20 protein-coding genes are annotated in these 19,744 nt (G+C 40.8%); 12 read left to right on the top strand and 8 right to left on the bottom strand.

The window, feature by feature from the left end; genetic code table 11:
• Positions 1-14 precede the first annotated feature (14 nt).
• Positions 15-2,324: a penicillin-binding protein 1A gene (locus OWEHO_RS06280; protein WP_014201634.1), complete on the top strand. Its 2,310-nt coding sequence runs from the start codon at positions 15-17 to the stop codon at positions 2,322-2,324.
• A 3-nt stretch (positions 2,325-2,327) separates the two neighbouring features.
• Here the strand turns inward: OWEHO_RS06280 and OWEHO_RS06275 are convergent, their stop codons facing one another.
• Entirely contained in the window at positions 2,328-3,038 is a 711-nt protein-coding gene (locus tag OWEHO_RS06275) for a DUF4197 domain-containing protein (protein ID WP_014201633.1), read from the bottom strand.
• Positions 3,039-3,196: 158 nt separating this feature from the next.
• Here OWEHO_RS06275 and OWEHO_RS06270 point away from each other — a divergent pair, with 158 nt between their 5' ends.
• From OWEHO_RS06270 to OWEHO_RS18190, 4 genes are read left to right on the top strand one after another with little or no spacing between them, the layout of a single operon-like run.
• On the top strand, positions 3,197-4,444 hold the full coding sequence (locus OWEHO_RS06270) for a competence/damage-inducible protein A (protein WP_014201632.1): 1,248 nt from the start codon (positions 3,197-3,199) through the stop codon (positions 4,442-4,444).
• 60 nt (positions 4,445-4,504) lie between these two features.
• Positions 4,505-4,744: a 50S ribosomal protein L28 gene (rpmB, locus tag OWEHO_RS06265; protein WP_014201631.1), complete on the top strand. Its 240-nt coding sequence runs from the start codon at positions 4,505-4,507 to the stop codon at positions 4,742-4,744.
• Between the two features lie 9 nt (positions 4,745-4,753).
• Positions 4,754-4,936: a 50S ribosomal protein L33 gene (rpmG, locus tag OWEHO_RS06260; RefSeq protein ID WP_014201630.1), complete on the top strand. Its 183-nt coding sequence runs from the start codon at positions 4,754-4,756 to the stop codon at positions 4,934-4,936.
• Positions 4,937-4,957: 21 nt separating this feature from the next.
• Positions 4,958-5,107 carry a DUF4295 domain-containing protein gene (locus OWEHO_RS18190; RefSeq protein WP_014201629.1) on the top strand — a complete coding sequence of 50 codons (150 nt, stop codon included), beginning with the start codon at positions 4,958-4,960 and terminating at the stop codon, positions 5,105-5,107.
• Between the two features lie 258 nt (positions 5,108-5,365).
• Here the strand turns inward: OWEHO_RS18190 and OWEHO_RS06255 are convergent, their stop codons facing one another.
• Positions 5,366-6,610 carry an ABC transporter permease gene (locus OWEHO_RS06255; RefSeq protein ID WP_014201628.1) on the bottom strand — a complete coding sequence of 415 codons (1,245 nt, stop codon included), beginning with the start codon at positions 6,608-6,610 and terminating at the stop codon, positions 5,366-5,368.
• Between the two features lie 62 nt (positions 6,611-6,672).
• On the opposite strand from OWEHO_RS06255, the gene OWEHO_RS17820 reads away from it, so the two are divergent.
• Both OWEHO_RS17820 and OWEHO_RS06245 read left to right on the top strand, forming a co-directional pair.
• Positions 6,673-9,174: an alkaline phosphatase family protein gene (locus tag OWEHO_RS17820; protein ID WP_014201627.1), complete on the top strand. Its 2,502-nt coding sequence runs from the start codon at positions 6,673-6,675 to the stop codon at positions 9,172-9,174.
• 34 nt (positions 9,175-9,208) lie between these two features.
• On the top strand, positions 9,209-10,084 hold the full coding sequence (locus OWEHO_RS06245; RefSeq protein WP_014201626.1) for a T9SS type A sorting domain-containing protein: 876 nt from the start codon (positions 9,209-9,211) through the stop codon (positions 10,082-10,084).
• On the opposite strand, the gene lhgO is transcribed toward OWEHO_RS06245, so the two are convergent.
• Genes lhgO through OWEHO_RS17815 form a run of 5 tightly spaced genes read right to left on the bottom strand, consistent with a single transcriptional unit; the run spans position 10,081 to position 13,929 of the window.
• Positions 10,081-11,307: an L-2-hydroxyglutarate oxidase gene (lhgO, locus tag OWEHO_RS06240; RefSeq protein ID WP_014201625.1), complete on the bottom strand. Its 1,227-nt coding sequence runs from the start codon at positions 11,305-11,307 to the stop codon at positions 10,081-10,083. The two genes, OWEHO_RS06245 and lhgO, sit on opposite strands and share 4 nt — an antisense overlap.
• A gap of 23 nt (positions 11,308-11,330) precedes the next feature.
• On the bottom strand, positions 11,331-12,278 hold the full coding sequence (locus OWEHO_RS06235) for a DUF5777 family beta-barrel protein (protein ID WP_014201624.1): 948 nt from the start codon (positions 12,276-12,278) through the stop codon (positions 11,331-11,333).
• Positions 12,265-12,813, bottom strand: coding sequence for a YceI family protein (locus tag OWEHO_RS06230; RefSeq protein WP_014201623.1), 549 nt, complete (start codon positions 12,811-12,813; stop codon positions 12,265-12,267). The genes OWEHO_RS06235 and OWEHO_RS06230 overlap by 14 nt, the downstream gene beginning before the upstream one ends.
• A gap of 16 nt (positions 12,814-12,829) precedes the next feature.
• Positions 12,830-13,207, bottom strand: a complete 378-nt coding sequence (locus OWEHO_RS06225) for a hypothetical protein (RefSeq protein WP_014201622.1) — start codon at positions 13,205-13,207, stop codon at positions 12,830-12,832.
• Entirely contained in the window at positions 13,207-13,929 is a 723-nt protein-coding gene (locus tag OWEHO_RS17815; RefSeq protein ID WP_014201621.1) for a c-type cytochrome domain-containing protein, read from the bottom strand. Before OWEHO_RS17815 ends, OWEHO_RS06225 begins: the two co-directional genes overlap by 1 nt.
• A gap of 60 nt (positions 13,930-13,989) precedes the next feature.
• Here OWEHO_RS17815 and OWEHO_RS06210 point away from each other — a divergent pair, with 60 nt between their 5' ends.
• Complete coding sequence (locus OWEHO_RS06210; protein ID WP_014201620.1) at positions 13,990-14,376, top strand: OB-fold protein; 387 nt, start codon at positions 13,990-13,992, stop codon at positions 14,374-14,376.
• Here the strand turns inward: OWEHO_RS06210 and OWEHO_RS06205 are convergent.
• On the bottom strand, positions 14,373-15,662 hold the full coding sequence (locus OWEHO_RS06205) for an MFS transporter (RefSeq protein WP_014201619.1): 1,290 nt from the start codon (positions 15,660-15,662) through the stop codon (positions 14,373-14,375). The two genes, OWEHO_RS06210 and OWEHO_RS06205, sit on opposite strands and share 4 nt — an antisense overlap.
• Before the next feature lie 100 nt (positions 15,663-15,762).
• On the opposite strand from OWEHO_RS06205, the gene OWEHO_RS06200 reads away from it, so the two are divergent.
• From OWEHO_RS06200 to OWEHO_RS06185, 4 genes are read left to right on the top strand one after another with little or no spacing between them, the layout of a single operon-like run.
• Entirely contained in the window at positions 15,763-16,779 is a 1,017-nt protein-coding gene (locus tag OWEHO_RS06200; protein WP_014201618.1) for a DHH family phosphoesterase, read from the top strand.
• A 4-nt stretch (positions 16,780-16,783) separates the two neighbouring features.
• Positions 16,784-17,326: an FKBP-type peptidyl-prolyl cis-trans isomerase gene (locus OWEHO_RS06195; RefSeq protein ID WP_169312765.1), complete on the top strand. Its 543-nt coding sequence runs from the start codon at positions 16,784-16,786 to the stop codon at positions 17,324-17,326.
• 5 nt (positions 17,327-17,331) lie between these two features.
• Positions 17,332-18,426 carry a peptidylprolyl isomerase gene (locus OWEHO_RS06190; RefSeq protein ID WP_014201616.1) on the top strand — a complete coding sequence of 365 codons (1,095 nt, stop codon included), beginning with the start codon at positions 17,332-17,334 and terminating at the stop codon, positions 18,424-18,426.
• 4 nt (positions 18,427-18,430) lie between these two features.
• Positions 18,431-19,363 carry a peptidylprolyl isomerase gene (locus OWEHO_RS06185; protein ID WP_014201615.1) on the top strand — a complete coding sequence of 311 codons (933 nt, stop codon included), beginning with the start codon at positions 18,431-18,433 and terminating at the stop codon, positions 19,361-19,363.
• Positions 19,364-19,744: the final 381 nt, after the last annotated feature.

Below are 19,744 nucleotides of genomic sequence, written 5' to 3'. Positions count from 1 at the left end.
CTAACATACAGATTATGAACAAACGTTTTCTGAAGAGAATTCTAATAACCCTTGCCAGCCTTTTTGTATTAGGAGTGCTGGCCATTGTACTTTTCTTTTATGCTGTAAAGTGGCAAATATTTGGGCCTCTTCCGTCAGAAGATGATTTGCAGAAAATTCGCAATGCTACGGCTACCGTGGTATATTCTGCCGATGATAAGGTGCTGGGAAAAATATTTACGGAAAACCGCACCAATGCCAAAGTAGATGACCTTCCACAGCATTTGCTGGATGCACTCGTTGCCACCGAAGATGCACGCTTTTATGAGCATGAAGGTGTAGACGAACGAAGCATGGTTCGGGTGCTTGTAAAAAGTATTTTACTACAAGACGAAAGTGCTGGTGGAGGAAGTACGCTTACACAACAGCTAGCCAAAAACCTGTACGGCCGCAAGAATCATGGCGTTCTGAGTATGCCCGTAAATAAGTTCAAAGAAATCATTTTGGCTACTCGTCTGGAAGGGATGTATTCCAAAAGACAAATTCTGGAACTCTATCTCAACACCGTTCCATTTTCTGACAATACCTACGGAATAGAAGCGGCCAGCAATCGCTTTTTTCGCAAAAAACCAAAAGACCTAACGGTAGAAGAATCGGCCGTGCTAATTGGAATGCTCAAAGCCAGCACTTACTATAATCCTCGTTTGCACCCGGATCATTCTATGGGCAGACGAAATGTGGTGATGCACCAAATGTACCGCTACGACTATCTTTCGCAAGAAGAGTACGACTCTTTAAAGGTACTTCCGCTGCAGCTGGAATATAATAATGTAGCCGATGACTCGAAGGCTCCTTACTTTTTGGTTCATGTAAAAAAGCAAGCCAAAGAGCTGATTGAAAACCTGAAAGATGCCAATGGTGAACCGTATAGCTTGGAGGCTGATGGTTTAAAAATTTACACCACCCTTAATGCCGACATGCAGCTTTATGCTGAAAAAGCTGTGAAGTCTCACATGAGTAAACTTCAAAATTTATTTGATAGACATTGGGGAAATCGAAAACCTTGGGGTAGCCAGGTTGGTGTTTTTGACAATGAGTTGAAGCGAAGCAGGTCTTATAAAAATCTGATGAAGCGCAAGCTCTCCGATGATTCTTTAAATTATTATCTCAATGAAAAACATCCTGTTCAATTGTACGCCCCGCAGGGAGACACGGTGAGAGAGATGAACATTCGCGATTCTGTGGAGTATTACGTTCGATTGCTGAACAGCGGCTTTTTTGCCATGCAACCACAAACCGGAGAAGTGCTGACATGGGTAGGGGGTATTGACCATCGCTTTTTGCCTTACGATCACGTTTTAGCCGAAAGGCAGGCTGCCTCTACTTTTAAACCTGTAGTGTACGCCACAGCTTTGAGCCAAGGTGCTTCGCCTTGCGATTATATTGAAAATACGCAGCGTGTTTATGAAAACTACGAAGGTTGGACTCCACGAAATTATGATGATAATTATGGAGGCTTTTATAGCATGAAGGCGGCTTTGGCCAAATCGGTGAACGTGGCGGCTGTGCAAACCATTTTTGAGGCGGGAATAGGAAACGTGATTTCCATGGCGCATCAGATGGGCATTAGTGGAAACATTCCAAACGACCCATCTATAAGTTTGGGAACTGCAAGCATCAGTTTATATGATATGGTGCGCGCTTATGGTGTGTTTGCCAATGGAGGCAAGAGGGTAGAGCCTTACATGATTAGTAAGATTGAAACAGCCGATGGTGAAGTTTTATATGAGAAGCGTGGTGTGTCCAGAACAATTTATGTGTTTGACGAGGAGGTTGCCACCCAAATGAATTATATGCTTCAGGCTGTGGTAAATGAGGGAACCGGAACAAAACTTCGTAATGTGTATGGCTTACGGAATGACCTTGCCGGGAAAACCGGAACTGCACAAAACTATACTGATGGTTGGTTTATTGGTTATAACCCAAAATTGGTGGCAGGAGCGTGGGTTGGTGCTTCAAGTCCGGCAGTGCATTTCAAAACAGGAACTTATGGTAGTGGTTCTGCTATGGCTTTACCAATTTTTGGCAAGTTTATGCAAAGTGTAAACCGCAATCCAAATTTAAAAACATACAGTTGGGCCAGCTTTGAGCCATTATCTTCCAAGCAAATGTCAGATTTTGACTGCCCTGATTTTCGGGAGGAAAATGTAATGGACAAGTTTTTTGACCTCTTCAGTAAAGAAGAAGGAAAGGAGATTAAGCAACCAAAAGACTCTGAAAAGAACAATGGCGAACAAAAGGAGAAAAAAGGGCTGTTTAAGCGAATTTTTGGTAAGAAGGATTAATACTTAAAAGTTACCATCATTGTAGCCAAACACCCTTTGAAGTATTTCGCTCACTCTGGCTTGAGGGTTTTCTCGTATGGAAGCTTCTTCCTGCGCTATTACTACAAATAATCCTTCCAAGGTTTCATCCAGCACATATTCATCTAGGTCGGGGTTTACCTTGGTTACAAAAGGTATTTTGTTATAATTATCTACCAGTGGGCTCCAGTATTTTGTCATCTGTACTTTATCCAGAGATTGCTTTATAACGGGACGAAACTCGGAGCGTAACCTGTCAGAGGTGGTACGTATTAAATATTGAGTGGCGGCATCATTGTCACCTCTCCATATATCGTAAACATCTTGTAAGGTCATTTGCTTTATAGAACTGATAAAAATATCGGTAGCCTTGGCACTTGCTTGTTCTGCACCATGATTCATCGTTTCAATAAACTGGTCTACCTGTGCGTCTAAACCTAAATCGCGGGCGGCTTTTTCTACTTTTTGAGCTTCAGCTGGAAAAGGAATTTTTATGAGCGAATTATTTAGAAAGCCATTTTTCTTTGAAGTTTCATTAATGGCATTTTTTGCTCCAACAATTAAAGCTTCTCTAATTCCATTTGAGATTTCAGATTCAGTGGGTGGAAGAGTACTTCCAGCATTTTCTACAAGTGTATTTAGTTGATCGCATGACAATAAGCAAAAGGCAAGCAGGGTAGAAAGTACAAGTCGCATGAAAAATAATTTTTGATGAATAGAACTTTGAATCGGAAATGTAGCAATTTGTTTTACACCTTACGAGATAAACGTATTATTGATATTACAACTTATAATCGGTTGGAGTGTCTACTTTGAAATGCATGCCTTATTTTTGTTAGCAAATTCGATAAATAGTGCAAGCTGAAATAATTGCTATTGGCGATGAAATTCTCATCGGCCAAACCATAGATACCAACTCTTCTTTTATTGCGACTCAACTTAATCTTAATGGGATTTCTGTGCGTCAGAAGCGCGTAATAGCAGATGATGCTGACGCCATCAAAGATGCTTTAGATAGTATAGCTTCAGGCACTAAGTTGGTGTTTATGACTGGTGGGCTGGGGCCAACTAAAGACGACATTACCAAGAAAACATTGTTGGAATACTTTGGTGGAGAAATGGTTTTTCATGAAAGTATATATGAACACATCGAGCAGCTTTTTGCTTCTTTTGGACGCAAACCTTCTCCGGTAAATAAAGGACAGGCTATGCTGCCAAGTAGCTGTTGGCCAGTAATAAATAAAATGGGTACCGCTCCGGGTATGCGTTTTGAAAAAGATGGGGTATTCTATTTTTCTACCCCAGGTGTACCTTATGAAACGGAGCATTTGGTAGAAATGGAAATCATACCGTGGATTAACTCTAATCTTAAAAAAGGAACGGTAGTACATAAAACTATTTTAACGCAGGGAGTTCCGGAGAGCGAACTAGCGGATAAGCTGGAAGCTTTTGAGGATAATTTGCCTGAAGGCGTAAAGTTGGCATACCTACCTTCTGCGGGTATGGTAAAGTTGCGTCTGACCTCTTATCATGGCACCGAAGCTGAAGCCCGAGTAGTAGTTGATGAGCAAATTGAGGAGATTAAAACAATTCTGGGTGCTGTGGTATTTGGCGCTGAAGCGCAAACTTTGCAAGAAGTAATAGGTATCGGCTTACGCGAAAGTGGAGCTACACTAAGTACTGCTGAAAGTTGTACAGGTGGCTATATTGCATCCTTGATTACCTCCATTCCCGGTTCTTCTGATTATTTTATGGGGAGTGTTGTGTCATATTCAAATAAGGTGAAGCAAGATTTGCTGGATGTAGAAGTAGAGACTTTAAAGAAGCATGGAGCTGTTTCAAAAGAGGTGGTAATGCAAATGGCGCTAGGTGCACAAAAGAAATTCGGAACCACATTTTCGATTGCAACCAGTGGTGTAGCGGGGCCTGGCGGAGGTTCTGATGAAAAGCCTGTAGGCACAGTGTGGATTGCCACAGCTACACCTGACGGGGTAAAAGCGAAGAAATTTAGTTTTGGAAACAACCGCAAACGCAATATCAGAAAGGCCGCACTGATGGCTTTGGACTTACTGAGAAGAGAAATACAAAAAATTGAAGTCTAGTATTGCGGAGTCATAAAAGTTTACTTAATTTTGCAAACCAATTTTTAATGAGCAGAAAACATGTCACGAGTTTGTGAATTAACAGGAAAAAAGGCAATCACTGGAAACAATGTGTCTTTTTCAAATAAGAAGAATAAGAGAAAGTTTAACGTAAATCTTACTAAGAAGCGTTTTTACATTCCTGAAGAAGATAAGTGGGTTACCTTAAAAGTGTCAACCTCTGCTTTAAAAACCATTAACAAAAAAGGAATTTCTGCGGTGCTTAAAGAAGCTCGTGCGAATGGATTCCTTACCAAATAATAAATTGCCATGGCCAAGAAAGGAAACAGAGTACAGGTAATTATGGAGTGCACTGAGCACAAGGAGTCAGGTCAACCTGGTACTTCTAGATACATTACCACTAAGAACAAGAAGAATACTCCTGATAGACTTGAGTTGAAAAAATTCAACCCTATCTTGAAGCGTATGACCGTTCACAAAGAAATTAAGTAATCTATTAAAGGTATTTGAACGATGGCAAAGAAAGTAGTAGCAACGTTAAAGAAAGGTGATTCTGCACAATTTACCAAAGTGGTGAAAATGGTGAAGAGTGAAAAAACCGGAGCTTATGCTTTTGAAGAAAAAGTGGTTAACAAAGAGTTGGCTAACGAATTCTTCAAATAAGAAAACATTTACTGTTTTAGTAGATCCCCGTTATCTTAGGATATCGGGGATTTTTTTTGATATATACTTCCCACGAAGCAAGTCGTTTGTCTCAAAATTGGAATAATGGGAAGTATTGAGAATGTCAGGTGTTTGGTAACCAGTTCGTTAGCCCTGGTGGCACAAACTTTTCTTAGAGTTAAGCAAGCACACTTTTCTAAACCTAACCTAACCAGTTGTAGGAAGCCTTGATCACTTTGTTTTCAAGGCTTTTTATTTTTACTCATATCTCAAAGATTCGATAGGATCTAGCTTTGATGCTTTATGCGCAGGGTAGAAACCTGAAACCAATCCTGTAAGCAAACAAAGAACAGCCGCTACTAGCATCCACAACCAGGGAACAATAAAGCTACCACCAATAATTGTGGAGGTGATATTTCCAATTATGATTCCAAGTAGGACTCCTGCCGCCCCCCCTAAAAAACAGATAAGGACAGCTTCCGTGAGAAACTGACTTCGTATTGTTTCTGATTTCGCACCAACGGCTTTTCGAATACCAATCTCGCGGGTGCGTTCCGTAACAGAAACAAGCATAATATTCATTAGCGCAATTGCCGCACCAAGCATAGTAATGGCAGCAATGAGGATGGCCGCCATCGTAACATACTTCATGTTTTCAATTAGCGTTTGCGAAAGGTTGTCACTTTTGGTAATACTGAAGTTGTCCTCTTCTTTGGGAGATAACCGCCTCACGACCCGCATGGTAATCATGGCTTCCGAACTTATTTGGTCTAGGATGTCACCTTGCAATGCCATTACGTTTACAGCATAGCTCTGGTTGGGAGAACTCATACTAGCTCTGGCTTTGGAAATAGGGATAAAAACAGACTTGTCACCACCAAAGCCAAAGGAGTTTCCTTTTTCCTTTAGCATTCCAATTATCTTATAGCGGTTGTTTCGTATTTCAATCACTTTGCCCAGCGGGTCAGTGTTGGGGAAGAGTTTGTTTCGTAACTCCTGACCAATAATGGCTACGGGAGCTGCATTTTCAACTTCAGTTGCGGTGATGTTTCTACCAATTTCTATTTCATAACCTCCGGTGTGCAAGTAGTTTTCGTCAGCAGCCCAAATAGTGATGTTGGGGTCAGTAGCAATGTTTTTATGTTTTACTTCTGCTACTGGTGTAGCTAAATAAGAAAGACTGGTGATGGCTGGCTGGTCGACAAACTTTTCTTTAAAATCCAATGCCTGCTGGTAGGTGATGCTTGGGAAGACTTTTGGCTTTTTGCCTCCTCGGCCAATCTGAATGTTTGGTCCTCTATTTTGAATGGTGAATGTATTTGCGCCAAGCAAAGCAAACTGACCTGTGAGAGAAGATTTGATAGCATCGATAGCTGTGAGAATACCAACCAAGGCCATAATGCCAATGGCAATAATGAGTGCGGTAAGTATGGTGCGCAGCAACTGGCCTCGAATAGAGCCATAAGCGATTTTTAGGTTTTCAGAAAATTCTCCGGATTTCATGTTTCAATTTAGACCTTAAAAATATGTATTAATACCCAAGTGATAGGCTTTACATTTGCCAAATGAAGAATAGTGGGTACGAAATGGGGAAGAAACCAAAGTTACTTTTGATAGGCTGGGATGCTGCGGATTGGAAAGTGATAGATCCTTTACTGAAAGCTGGAAAAATGCCAGCACTTCAAAGGTTGCTAAATAATGGTGTTCGAGGAAATATTGCTACGCTCAACCCTGTGCTTAGCCCAATGCTTTGGACGAGCATTGCCACCGGCAAACGAGCCTATGATCACGGAATTCACGGTTTTGTAGAGGCAGATAAAGCTACCGGTGAGATTTCTCCTGTAAGGGCAACCACCCGAAAAGTGAAGCCTATGTGGAGTATTCTGAATGAAGCGGGGTACAAAACAAATGTGGTAAACTGGTGGCCTTCGCACCCAGCTGAAAAAGTTAATGGGGTATGTGTGAGCAATCATTTTCATAAATCGGCCCCAGCTTTTGGACAAGATTGGCCATTGGATGAAGCTTCTGTTTTTCCAGCTGACTATTATAAGGAATTGAAGGAACTTCGGTTACATCCGGCTGAACTTACTCTGGCTCACGTTTTACCCTTCATTCCCGCTGCAGCGGAATTAGATCCTGAGAATGATGAGGTGCTGAAACCATTTTTGAGAGTGTTGGCGCATTGCTGTTCGGTTCACAATGCAGCTACCTATTTGATGGAAGAAACGGAGTGGGACTTTATGGGCGTGTACTTTGAAGCGATTGATCATTTTTCGCATTTAGCGATGAAGTATCATCCGCCCAAGCTTAACGATATCAATGACGAGGATTTTGAAAAATATAAAGGAATAGTTGAGGGATCATACATATTTCATGATATGATGCTGGACAGAATGCTTGATTTGGCAGGTGAAGATTGCAATGTGATGATTGTGTCCGACCATGGTTTTGAATCTGGGAATTTGCGCCAGGTAGAATTACCCGATGTGGAAGCAGCTCCTGCCTTAGAGCATCGACAGTTTGGTGTGTTTATAGCTGCCGGACCTGATATTAAGCAAAGGGAAATTTATGGAGCCTCACTTTTGGATGTGGCGCCAACGGTTCTTCATCATTTTGGTTTGCCTGTAGGCGAAGATATGGAGGGGCAAGTTCTGCAAAGTATATTCAGAAATACTGAACCGGTTGGAGAAATTCCTAGTTGGGAAGATACAGCCTCCAGACCTGAATTTGTGGAAGAGGGCAGTGTAAGCAGCGAAGAAATGCTGTCGCAGCTTCAGGATTTGGGATATATAAATTTGGACCAAAGTGATAAACTGAAATATGTAGATAGCGAGCTCACCTATAATTTATGCGTAAGCTACTTAGATGGAAATAAGCCTAAAAAAGCCAAAGAGGTTTTGGAACCGTATTTTTTGAAAAATGGAGAGCTTAGGTATGGAATGCTTTTGGCCCAAGCTTATTTGAAGCTTGGTGACTTCACTTCTTTGTCATCCCATTTGGATAAAATGGAGCAAAATTTTGTTGGGCAAGGCGGTGTTCATTTTTTGCGAGGGATGCTGTATTTACAGCAAAGTGAGCATGAAAAAGCGCTTCAGCACTTTTTTGATATGGAAAGTCGCGGCTTAAAATCATCTCAATTGTACAATGAAATTGCTCGTACCTTTTTAATTACACAAAATTATAGAGCCGCAAAAGAATATTTCAACAGGAGTGTGGGCTTGGATGGTGAAAACGCTGTAGCACTAAGCGGAAAAGCTCAATGTGCTTTAGAAGAAGCCAATCCGGAAGAAGCCATTCTTTTGGCAGAACAAAGTTTAGCTCTACAATTTTTCCAGCCCAACACGCATTATATTTTGGCGCAAGCCGCACTAACTTTGAAGGAAGAAGATGTGGCCAAAAAAGCCGTTCGTCTTTGTTTGAGCCAAGCGCCAAAACATGGGCCGGCATTACAGCTTTTCAATAAATTAGAAAACAGGCAAGCTGTGGAGCATAAGGATGAAGTAATTGTGGTGAGTGGTTTTCCACGAAGTGGCACAAGTATGCTGATGAATATGTTGGATAAGGGAGGCGTTCCTTTATTTGTAGACAATGAAAGAGTGGAGGACGAGAGCAATCCGGAAGGGTATTTTGAGCATGAGCTCGTAAAAAACCTTGGAAGAAAAAATGATTGGATGCCCAAAGCTCGTGGAAAAGCCATAAAAGTGGTGAGTCTACTTTTGAGGTATTTACCATCTTCTGAAGCCTATAAAGTGATTTGGGTAAAACGTCCTTTAACGGAAGTTTTGCTTTCGCAGGAAGTGATGCTGGGACGGAAGAAGGAAGAAGTGATGCAGAATTTCCCTTTTCAAAAGGCCGTGGACATGCAAAAGGAGGAAGAAAGGGTGAAAAGCTGGCTCGAAATGCAGCCCAATATTAGAGTTCTTCAGGTGGAATATTATGATTGCATCTCGGATACTGATTTGGTTATTAATGAGATAGAAGATTTTGTCGGGCATAGCATAGACAAGCAAAATGCATTGTCAGCAATAAATAAAAAGCTGCATCGCAATAAGTTGGGTAACTATTAAGTTTTTAAGATTTTTGCCATAACATTACAAACAGATGAAAAAAGATAAACTCGAAAAAGCACTGATTAATTATTCTGGAGTAGCCACCGCGCTTTTGGGTGCCACCGCAGCTCAAGGTCAGGTGATTATTAATGATATTCCCGATACTACTTTAAGTACCAATGGGGCTGTTTATGCTTTTGACATCAATCAAGATATCGATACCTCTAATTACATTGATTTTCGTATCCGTCTGTTTGTAGATAGCGGTTTGTATAGATATACAGGCGTAACTATTGAAACGAATAATGTTGCCGGAAATCAGGTTTTGGGGATGGATTATGCCAATTACAACTATCCTTTCAAACTTGGTTTTAATGATACTGTGGGTACTGCCGGGCCTTGGAAAGGGCTTGGTTCATCTAATGTTGCCGGAAAGCTTTTGGGCTATATGGCACTTTCTATCAATGATACTACTTACCCAAACAGTCAGTTTGTTGGTGGTGTGACTGATGGTTTTTTGGGACTAAAGTTTCAAGGTGATTTTAATGATACCATTCGTACCTATTACGGTTGGATTCGTTTGGATGTAGCGGCTGATTTGAAATCTGTAACTATAAAGGAGCATGCTTTTAACTCAGATTATGGCCAGCCAGTATATGCAGGAAACCTTTGGGTAGGAGCTGAAGAACTTGCTGCTCGTACTCCAGAATTGGTGCAGAGAGGTAAGTATTTGGATGTAACTTTTCCGGATGAATTACAGTCTGCAGCGACTCTACAGTTTTTTGACCTTGGCGGTAAATTGATTCGCGAAGAAGAATTAACTGCTGCTAACAGTCGCATTGAACTAGAAAACCTGCCTAAAGGAATGGTGGTTGCCGCTGTTAACAACGGACAAGTTTCTGCCAGTAAAAAAGTAGTTATCTACTAATAATTTTCCAATTCAGCTTTTTGAGTTTCAATCATAGCCAGAATATCATCGGCTATGGATAAACATGCCGTAGCAGCAGGTGATGGTGCATTTATTACATGAATAGATGCCGGGCCATGAACGATTTTGAAATCATCAACCAAGGCGCCATCCTTTGTTAAAGCTTGTGCTCGCACTCCAGACCTGGCGGCTACAATATCACCCATAGTTAATGAAGGAATCATCTTTTGAAGCTCTTTCAAAAAGCGTTGCTTCGAGAAAGCCCGTTTGTACTCGTCCATTCCTTTTTTCACATGTTTCTTAAAAAGCTTTAAAGTTCCAGGGAAAGCCAAAGCATCTTTGGTGTCGGTAAAGTCAAAAGCAGTTCTGGAATAACCTTCGCGCTTAAAGCTAAAAACCGCGTTAGGCCCGCACTCGATACTGCCATCTGTCATTCTAGTAAAGTGTACACCAAGGAATGGAAAAGCAGGATCGGGAACAGGGTAGATGAGATGCTTTACTTTATGCTTGCCCGTTTCGGTGAGTTCGTAATAGTCTCCTCGAAAGCCAACAATGGCAACGTCTAGGTTCAAACCTTCCATCTTGGCCATGCGGTCAGCTTGTAAACCAGCACAAAATACTTTTTGGCTTATGCTAAAATTACCTTTATCAGTTATGATTTCATGCTGATTCCCGTTACTCGTTGAGCCAATAACTTTAGTATTTAGAAAAATTTTGCTGTTAGGATTGATTTCTTGAATGAGTTGAACGAATTTCTCACAAAGACCTTTGAAGTCAATAATGCCAGTGCAAGGAACTTTGATAGCTTCTACACCAACTACGGAAGGTTCTATTTCATTAATCTCTTTTGGGTCGATAAGTTCAATGCTTTCAATTTTGTTTTCCTGACCACGTCTATAAATTTTCAATAGTGCATCGCGCTCCGTATCATTTACCGCAAGTATTATTTTGCCACACACGTCATGATCCACATTGTTTTCTTTGGCAAAAGCCACCAATTGCTTTCGGCCATCCAGGCAGTTTAGTGCCTTGTGCGAACCAGGTTTGTAATAAATTCCACTGTGGATTACACCGGAATTTCTACCCGTTTGGTGAGCAGCTACTTTGCTTTCTTTTTCAAAAATGGCAATAGTAGCATCAGGGTATTTCTTTTGAAATTTATAGGCGGTGGCAAGTCCTACCACGCCTCCACCGATAATGGCGAGGTCAAAATGTTGAGTCATGGCTTAAATTATAGCCGTCAAATTTAACCTTCCTGCGGAAGTTTAGGCTTTACGATAGTGAAAACTCTGGAAATATTAAACCCGATGTGGATATCACCATTTTCCCAGCTGCCGGGAGTTTGGGCAATGGTAAATGGGTCAGCAACACCACGAGAATTGGTTAAGAAAATTTGAAAAACGTGTCCACCTGTTTCAATATCTACTCCGACCGAAAGAGCATTGTAGTTTTTTTGGTCTTCTATATCTGGTCCAAGTCTGGTAATATTTGTGCTCAGAGGATTTATTTGAGCTATATATTCTGCCGAAAGGCTTAGCTGTTTGGTGATTTTAAAACGTGCTGCAGTCCCAACTGAAAAGATGTCATTGCTTTCACTCTCACGGCTCACAATGTTAAAATGAACATGGGTAGGTACAATTTCAAGTGAAAATCTTTGGGTGAATTTTCGAGCCAAAATCAACTGGTTGGTAAAGCTAAAGCGGTCAGATTCGTTGAACTGAACATCTGGATATCGCTCATTATTAAAAGTCATGGCCGAATACCCCACTACCGAAAAAGGCATGTTTTTGGCGCCCTTACTTTGGCGAAAAATGCGATACTTTAAAAACCCGGTGTAAGTACGCGGATAAGCAGTTCCAGAAAATACTCCGGCATTTAGCCAATCGGTAAAACCGTAATCCAGCTGTAGCGCAACTTCGGCAGTGTTCATTCCTAGATTATTATAAAAGAAATCATCACTAAAAGAACCGAAGCGGTGCATAAAAATGTATTGTAAAACACCTTTTGAGGGCAATTCAGACGACTGAAGGTTTATCGCTCGGGTACCCTTAAAAGTAGCAAAAGCGTATTCGGTAGTTTCGCCTTGCTCTTCTTCAAGCATATTGAGGAGGTCATCCTGACCTTGCGCCTGCCCTACAGCAAAAAAAAACACACCCATTATTAGGATGCGTTTAAATATTTTATTTTTTCTCATAATCCATTTTCACGGTAACTTCCACTATTTCAGAAATATTATCTCTTTTGCCAGCAGGTATTTTTATTCCATAATCCTCTGGTCGAAGGTTAAACTTGGCGTTCAAACTGGCTTTTCCACCTTTTATAGTAATTGTGGCTTTCTCTGTAAGCTCTTTTTCTACACCGTGAATATTCATAGTACCCGTAAAAGTAGCTTGGTATTCGCCATCTTTTTCAAAGTTTATACTACCAATGTCTTTGATTTTACCTTGAAAAGAGCCTTTGGGATACTTTCCACTTTCCATGTAGTTTTCATTAAAGTGCTCTTGCATCAAAGCTTTTTCAAAAACAAAACCTTTGATAGGAACTAGGAAAGCGAAGCTGCCATCACCGATTTCAATTACGCTGGAAACTTGCTTGTTTACCGCTTCTATGTTTTCTATTGGAGCTTCAGAGTAGAACTTTACATATCCCGTTCTGGTGAAAATTTTTTGAGCTGAAAGGCTTGCTGTTAGAAGCAAGGCAATGCTTAATAGGTGAATTCTCGTTTTCATAGTATTTTCTTTTTTATTAATTATTTGGAGCACCATCGTTCACCCATGTTTCAATTTGAGTGATTTGACATTCGGGTAAAGCTGGTCCGCCTTGAGGCATAAGAGCACCGCGCCCATTTATTCTATTTACTAAAGCACCGTTGCTTGCTGATGTTTCTAAATCAGCATAGGAGGTATAATCCAAATTTGCAGAGGGATTAGTTCCCGAGTGGCAGCCAGAAATTGCACAATTAGCAGTTACAATAGCTTTTATGGTGGCTGAGTAAGTCACATTACTGGTGTCGCAGTCATTATTTGCATTCTGATAAATTTCTTCCTTATTATCATTATAACATGCACTGGCGATGAACAGGAGTGTTCCACAAGTGAGTGATATTTTTCCTTTTCTATTCATTATTGAGGCATTCCGTTGTTGTACCAGGCTTCTATTTTGTCTATGTTACATTGAGGCATTTTTCCGCCTTGTGGCATAGTTGGGTTACTATTGTCCCCACCATTTATACGTATTAAGAGGTCAAGCGGACTTACCAGAGCATCTTTTACTTCTTGATAGGTAGTAAGACTAAGGCCTGCACTTGCAAATGCACCTTTGTGACAGATTGCACAATTATTGTCAAAAATAGCCTTGATACCATTAGCGTAGGTAAGGTTCGTGGTTTCACAATCATCACACTTCAAATTCAATGCGCCTTGATTTATCCATTTTGCGATAAGCGTTATTTGGCTTGGGCTTAGAGCATTTCGAGGTGGGGGAGGCATACGGTCATCCGGGTCATTATCAGTTATTACCTCATATAAGTCACTTCCGCTCAAATTACCAGGGCGTACATCAGCGGTATTCATCACCGAATTGTAATCTGTCAGTTGAACACCATCTTCTCTTGTGACGGCATCATGGCAACCACTAAATGCACAGCTGGCAGTAAGTATGGGCTGAATATCCCTTTCGTAATACACCGTATCAGGGTGGCATGGCTTTCCTGGTTTTGATGTATCAATAGGATTTTGAATAGTATCATTTCCAGCCCCATTTGGTTTGGCAGGAAAAGGATCGTGTGTACAGGAAACTGCAATTATGACAAGCCCCAAAAGTAGGCGTAATGAATTTTTAAGCATATTTGTGTGAAATAGGTCAGTCTAAAATAAAGTAAATTACCATACACTAAAGTTTAAACTATGAAAAAAGGAATACTTGTAATTGTCGTACTAGTACTATTAGGAGGGGTGGGAGCATATTTCTATGTTTTTAATAAGCCACACAGAGATCCTTCAAGTGAAACTGCGAGTTATCAAATCTCGGCAGAGGAGATCGTAAGCGATTTTAGAAACAATCAGGAAGCGGCAAATGAAAAGTATGTGGATAAAGTGGTAGAGGTAAGTGGTACTGCTATGGAAATAACCGATTCTTACATTATTATGGATAATATATTAAACTGTACAATTCTCACTGGTCACGATGTTAGTGGTATCCAGGCCGGTGATGAGATTACGATAAAAGGCCGCGTAATAGCTTTTGACGATTTACTAGAAGAGGTGAAAATGGATAATTGTATAAAACTCTAATGCACATGGCGTGATTTGCCTACCCTCAACAATAGAAAATACCCAATTATAAAAAATGCCATCAAGGCGAGAACGCTCATTTTCATGCTGCCGGTAGCCTGAATAAGCCAGCCATAAGCTAGAGTGCCCAACACAATAGCTACCTTTTCACTAACATCATAAAAGCTAAAAAAACTTGCGTGAGATTTTGTTTCAGGCAGGAGCTTAGAATAAGTACTGCGGCTTATGGCTTGTATACCCCCTAATACCATGCCTACCATTGCGGCTATGGCGTAAAATTTATATTCAGCTGTAGGGTCGCTTTTACTCAGTGTGAATGCCCCCAAACACACAAATATCCAAACGATGATGCAGATTTTTATAGCTTGAATATTTCCATACTTTCTGGAAATAAAGGCAAACAAATAGGAACCGGCAATGGCCACAAATTGAATAATAAGAATGGTGAGAATCAGTTTGGACGAATCCATTCCCAATTCCTGATCGCCAAAGGCACTGGCCAATAGTATTACGGTTTGCACGCCCATGCTGTAAAAAAAGAAGCTGTACAAAAATCTTCGTAAGGCCATTTCACCTTTTAACTGATGAATAACCTTTCCCAATTCCCTATATCCAAGCAAAATGTACCTTTCCTTTGGTTTCCGTTTGTAAACATTGTCTGGTAGTCTTTTGAAGGTAACTTGAGCAAAGCCAGCCCACCAGATTCCTACTAATAGAAAACTTACACGGCTAGCTTGGCCAGAATCTGAAAAGCCGAAAAGCTCAGGTTTCATTACCATCACCAAATTGAGAATAAGTAATAATGCTGCGCCTATGTACCCCATTGAGAATCCTTTGGCGCTAAGCGCATCCTGCTCTTCAGGCGGAGCAATCTCAGGAAGGAAAGCATTGTAAAAAACCAAACTTCCCCAAAATCCAATGCTGGCCAATACGCTCATACCTAATCCAAAATAGATATTTGAGCCATCAAAAAAGAAAAGCGAGGCGCAACTAACTGAACCCAAGTAGCAGAAAAATTGAAGGAAGCGCTTTTTCTTACCTGTATAATCAGCAATTCCTGAAAGTACAGGAGAAATAATGGCTACAATAAAAAATGAAAATGAGAGCGAGTAGCTATAAATGGCCATATTTTCATAGGGTATTCCCAGAAAGTCAACCATGCTGGAATCATCGGTAGAAGTTACACTGTGAAAGTATATTGGGAAAATAGCAGTGCTAATCACCAATGAATAAACTGAGTTTGCCCAGTCGTAAAAGGCCCAGCCGTTTTTAGTTTTCTTGTCCATAGGGCCCCAAAGATATATTTAAAACGATATGTAGGTATTTTGGCTAAAAGCAAAATGTAAAACATGACGCTACCTTGGGAAGAAATATATCTTTGCGATAATGAAGATAGATGAATCGATAGTGCAAGGGGCGCAGAGCCTCCTTGCTGATGCTCAAAATATTGTAATTACAAACCATGTAGGCCCCGATGGTGATGCCATGGGAAGTGCCTTGGGTTTAAAAGAAATTTTGCGCCAGCAGGGCAAAAAGGTAACGGTAATCGTTCCTAATATTTATCCAAAGTTTTTGAAGTGGATGAAGGGTGATGATGAGGTTATCATTTTTGAAGATAATCATGAAGTTGCTTCTGAAGTATTGAAGAATACAGACCTTATAATATATCTGGATTATAATTCACTCTCCAGGAGTGGAGATATGCGCGATGTACTTGCCTCGGCTGCAGCCAAAAGATTGGTGATAGACCATCATCAGCAACCAGATGATTTTGCCACCGTTTTGTATTCAGATACCAATATGTCCAGCACCTGTGAAATGGTTTTTCATTTAGCGCAAGCTTTGGGCTGGGACGAGTATATAAATAAGGAGTCGGCTGATTGCTTGTACACAGGAATAATGACGGACACCGGTAACTTTCGGTTTAGCAGCACCACGCCAACTACTCACCGAGCTGTGGCTAGATTGATGGAAAAAGGTGTTCTTCCGCAAGAAATTGCATCATCTATATATGATACTAATTCTAGAAATAGATTGAAACTGCTGAGCCGATGTCTGGAAAGGATGGAGGTATTTCCACAATATCAATCGGCTATCATGAGTTTATCTGCTTCTGATTTGGATGAATTTGATTACCAAAAGGGCGATACTGAAGGTTTTGTGAACTATGGTCTTACCATGGAAGGCACCATTATGAGTGTTTTCCTTTCGGAAAAAGATAATCGTATTAAAATGTCATTTCGCTCTAAAGGCGATTTTAATGTAAACCAATTGGCACGCGATCACTTTAATGGAGGCGGGCATATAAATGCAGCAGGTGGGATTAGTGAAGTAAGTATGGAAGAAACAATTGAAAAATTGAAGGCACTTTTGCCACAGTATGAGGAGCTTGCTAAAAAATAAAACTTTGAGAATTTCAATATACCTGTTTATTGTGGGCTTTGCGGCTATTAGTTGCCAATGTTCAAGTAAGCAAAGCAAGGGCGAAGACCACGAGCACCGCCCGATGACCGAAGACGAACAAGTGGAAGTGCAGCGTGATTTTTTACGCAAAGAGCGCGAATCCATTGATGCATATATTAAGGATAGAAATCTAAAGGTAGAGCGTACAGGTTTGGGTATGTATTATACCATATTAGAGGATAGTTCTGCTATAGAAATGGTGGAAACAGAAGACATTGTGGAATATGAGTATGATATTTCCATGCTCAATGGTAGTCTGCTTTTCACGTCAAGACAATTAGGCAATGGCCATATCAAAATAGATAAGCAAGATGCGGAGATTGGGCTGCATGAAAGCCTCAAAAAACTGGGCCTTGGGGATAAGGGGCTGTTTATATTACCTTCGCACCTCGCCTTTGGCGTGGCGGGTGATCAAGATCGTGTTCCTCCCAAGACGGCACTGGTGTATGAACTAAAAGTTGTAAAAATCCAAAAATCGAAATCATAACAATTATGAGAAACCTTTTAATGACCGCACTTCTATTTGCGGGTATCATGAGTAGCTGCAATTCGCAAAACAGCGTAATGGTAAATGGCGAAAAAGTAGAGCTTGAAGATGGCATGTATGCTAAAATGAACACCTCACAAGGTGATATCCTTTTGAAACTGTATTATGATAAGACGCCAATGACTGTGGCTAACTTCGTAGGTCTTGCAGAAGGAACTATTGAAAATAATACAAAGGAAGCAGGCCAGCCATTTTATGATGGTTTGAAATTTCACCGTGTTATCAAAGATTTTATGATTCAAGGAGGTGACCCTCAGGGTACTGGTGCTGGTGGCCCGGGATATAATTTCCCTGATGAGTTTGATGAATCATTGAAACATGAGGGTCCTGGTGTTCTTTCTATGGCCAATTCTGGTCCTGGAACCAACGGAAGCCAATTCTTCATTACACACAAAGCTACTCCATGGCTAGATGGTAAGCATTCCATTTTTGGTAAAGTAGAAATGGGGCAGGACGTAGTTGATGCTATTAAGCAGGATGACATCCTTAATAATGTAACCATCATTCGTAAAGGAAAAGCTGCTGAGAAGTTTGATGCTCCAAAAGTATTTGAATCTGCACAAGAAGATGCTAAAAAGGCTGCTGCTAAAAAAGCAGAAGAGCAAGCAAAAAAGGATGCTGAAGGAATGAAAGAGTTGGAAAAGCTTAAAGCTGAAGCTCAATCCACTGAAAGCGGTCTTTATTATATTGTAACAGAAGAAGGAGATGGTGCTAAGCCAACAGAAGGTCAAACTGTGCAAATGCATTATGCTGGTTACTTGGTAAATGGTACTTTATTTGACACAAGTATTAAAGAGCTTGCTCAAAAAGAAGGTGTTTACAATGCACAAAGAGAACCTTACGCTCCTTTTGATGTGCAGTACGGTCCACAAGCTAGAGTTATTGAAGGTTGGAAAGAAGGTATGAGCCTAATGAATGTTGGCGATAAGTACAAATTGATTATCCCTCCAAATTTAGGTTATGGCGCTCGTGGAGCCGGTGGTGTAATTCCTCCAAATGCTTGGTTGATTTTTGATGTTGAGATGGTAGGTATTAAATAAGAAGATGAAAGACGGAATGTACGCGAGGTTTGAAACCTCCAAAGGATTGATTAGAGTGGAGCTTCATTTTGATAAAACTCCAATGACGGTGGCCAACTTTGTGGGTCTTGCCGAAGGAGATATCGAAAATGACGCTCGCGATAAGGGACAACCTTATTATGATGGTTTGAAGTTCCATCGCGTTATTGATAACTTCATGATTCAGGGTGGAGATCCTCAGGGTACCGGTGCCGGTGGTCCGGGATATAATTTCCCTGATGAGTTTGATAACTCATTAACACATGACGGTCCTGGAGTTTTGTCCATGGCAAATGCAGGACCAGGTACCAATGGTAGTCAATTTTTTATCACTCATGTGGAAACAGCATGGTTGGATAATAAGCATACCGTGTTTGGTAAAGTAATAGAAGGTCAGGGTGTCGTTGATGCTATTAAGCAAGGAGATTTAATTGAATCTTTAACTATTGATAGAATAGGAGAGACGGCTCAAGCTTTTGATGCTGTAGCTACTTTTAATGAGTACATCAATAAGCAGGATGAAATGAAGCAAAAAGCAAAAGATGCCGCCATGGCAAAAATTGATGCTTTATCTGAAGGTTTTGATAAGACAAAATCCGGACTTCGTTACAAGATTACCACCAAAGGTGAAGGGAAGAAACCTGTAAAAGGTAAAAATGTGTCAGTACATTATAAAGGTATGTTGGAGAATGGCGATGTTTTCGATGATTCAGCAATGCGTGGCCAGCCTATTACTTTCCCTGTAGGAGTGGGCCAGGTTATCAATGGTTGGGACGAAGGCATTATGCTTCTTAATGAAGGAGATGAGGCCAGATTAGTAATTCCTCCAGCTTTAGGCTACGGTGCTCGTGGTGCTGGTGGCGTTATTCCTCCTAATGCATGGTTGATATTTGATGTGAAGTTGGTTAAAGCCGGCTAACATTATAATCCATATTCGGTATTAAGCCCTGCCTTTTGGTGGGGCTTTTTCTTTACAGCAAATTAATTTATCCTTAACCCAAAATTAAACTCCCTCAAAACCAGATAATAAGTAAAGAGGAGGAAGAAAAAGGGTTAGTGGTACTTGCGGGAGTCAAAAACTGGAGTACATTTGCCGCCCCGTTAGAGACATAGTCACAACGGAAAGTTCATCGACAGATTGCGGAGACATCAGGTAGAGAGTAGGAGGGAGAGAGATTAGCTTAGGTTAATCTCAGGAAAGAAAAAGCTCGCCTGACGGATGAAAAAAAAATCTTCAAAAAAAGCTTGTGTAATTAAAAAAGCGCATTACTTTTGCCGCCCCATTCAGAGCGCTGGATGG

Origin of the sequence: Owenweeksia hongkongensis DSM 17368, from assembly GCF_000236705.1 — a bacterium.
In the GTDB taxonomy this organism is placed as follows: domain Bacteria; phylum Bacteroidota; class Bacteroidia; order Flavobacteriales; family Schleiferiaceae; genus Owenweeksia; species Owenweeksia hongkongensis.
The sequence above is the reverse complement of the archived record's forward strand: the minus strand, read 5'-3'. Positions and strand labels throughout refer to the sequence as shown.

What these genes read in the sequence shown, in the direction of transcription:
- OWEHO_RS06280 (WP_014201634.1), top strand. Translation starts at nt 15, where the DNA reads ATGAACAAACGTTTTCTGAAGAGAATTCTAATAACCCTTGCCAGCCTT.
- OWEHO_RS06275 (WP_014201633.1), bottom strand. Translation starts at nt 3,038, where the DNA reads ATGCGACTTGTACTTTCTACCCTGCTTGCCTTTTGCTTATTGTCATGC.
- rpmB (WP_014201631.1), top strand. Translation starts at nt 4,505, where the DNA reads ATGTCACGAGTTTGTGAATTAACAGGAAAAAAGGCAATCACTGGAAAC.
- rpmG (WP_014201630.1), top strand. Translation starts at nt 4,754, where the DNA reads ATGGCCAAGAAAGGAAACAGAGTACAGGTAATTATGGAGTGCACTGAG.
- OWEHO_RS18190 (WP_014201629.1), top strand. Translation starts at nt 4,958, where the DNA reads ATGGCAAAGAAAGTAGTAGCAACGTTAAAGAAAGGTGATTCTGCACAA.
- OWEHO_RS06255 (WP_014201628.1), bottom strand. Translation starts at nt 6,610, where the DNA reads ATGAAATCCGGAGAATTTTCTGAAAACCTAAAAATCGCTTATGGCTCT.
- OWEHO_RS17820 (WP_014201627.1), top strand. Translation starts at nt 6,673, where the DNA reads ATGAAGAATAGTGGGTACGAAATGGGGAAGAAACCAAAGTTACTTTTG.
- OWEHO_RS06245 (WP_014201626.1), top strand. Translation starts at nt 9,209, where the DNA reads ATGAAAAAAGATAAACTCGAAAAAGCACTGATTAATTATTCTGGAGTA.
- lhgO (WP_014201625.1), bottom strand. Translation starts at nt 11,307, where the DNA reads ATGACTCAACATTTTGACCTCGCCATTATCGGTGGAGGCGTGGTAGGA.
- OWEHO_RS06235 (WP_014201624.1), bottom strand. Translation starts at nt 12,278, where the DNA reads ATGAGAAAAAATAAAATATTTAAACGCATCCTAATAATGGGTGTGTTT.
- OWEHO_RS06230 (WP_014201623.1), bottom strand. Translation starts at nt 12,813, where the DNA reads ATGAAAACGAGAATTCACCTATTAAGCATTGCCTTGCTTCTAACAGCA.
- OWEHO_RS06225 (WP_014201622.1), bottom strand. Translation starts at nt 13,207, where the DNA reads ATGAATAGAAAAGGAAAAATATCACTCACTTGTGGAACACTCCTGTTC.
- OWEHO_RS17815 (WP_014201621.1), bottom strand. Translation starts at nt 13,929, where the DNA reads ATGCTTAAAAATTCATTACGCCTACTTTTGGGGCTTGTCATAATTGCA.
- OWEHO_RS06210 (WP_014201620.1), top strand. Translation starts at nt 13,990, where the DNA reads ATGAAAAAAGGAATACTTGTAATTGTCGTACTAGTACTATTAGGAGGG.
- OWEHO_RS06205 (WP_014201619.1), bottom strand. Translation starts at nt 15,662, where the DNA reads ATGGACAAGAAAACTAAAAACGGCTGGGCCTTTTACGACTGGGCAAAC.
- OWEHO_RS06200 (WP_014201618.1), top strand. Translation starts at nt 15,763, where the DNA reads ATGAAGATAGATGAATCGATAGTGCAAGGGGCGCAGAGCCTCCTTGCT.
- OWEHO_RS06190 (WP_014201616.1), top strand. Translation starts at nt 17,332, where the DNA reads ATGAGAAACCTTTTAATGACCGCACTTCTATTTGCGGGTATCATGAGT.
- OWEHO_RS06185 (WP_014201615.1), top strand. Translation starts at nt 18,431, where the DNA reads ATGAAAGACGGAATGTACGCGAGGTTTGAAACCTCCAAAGGATTGATT.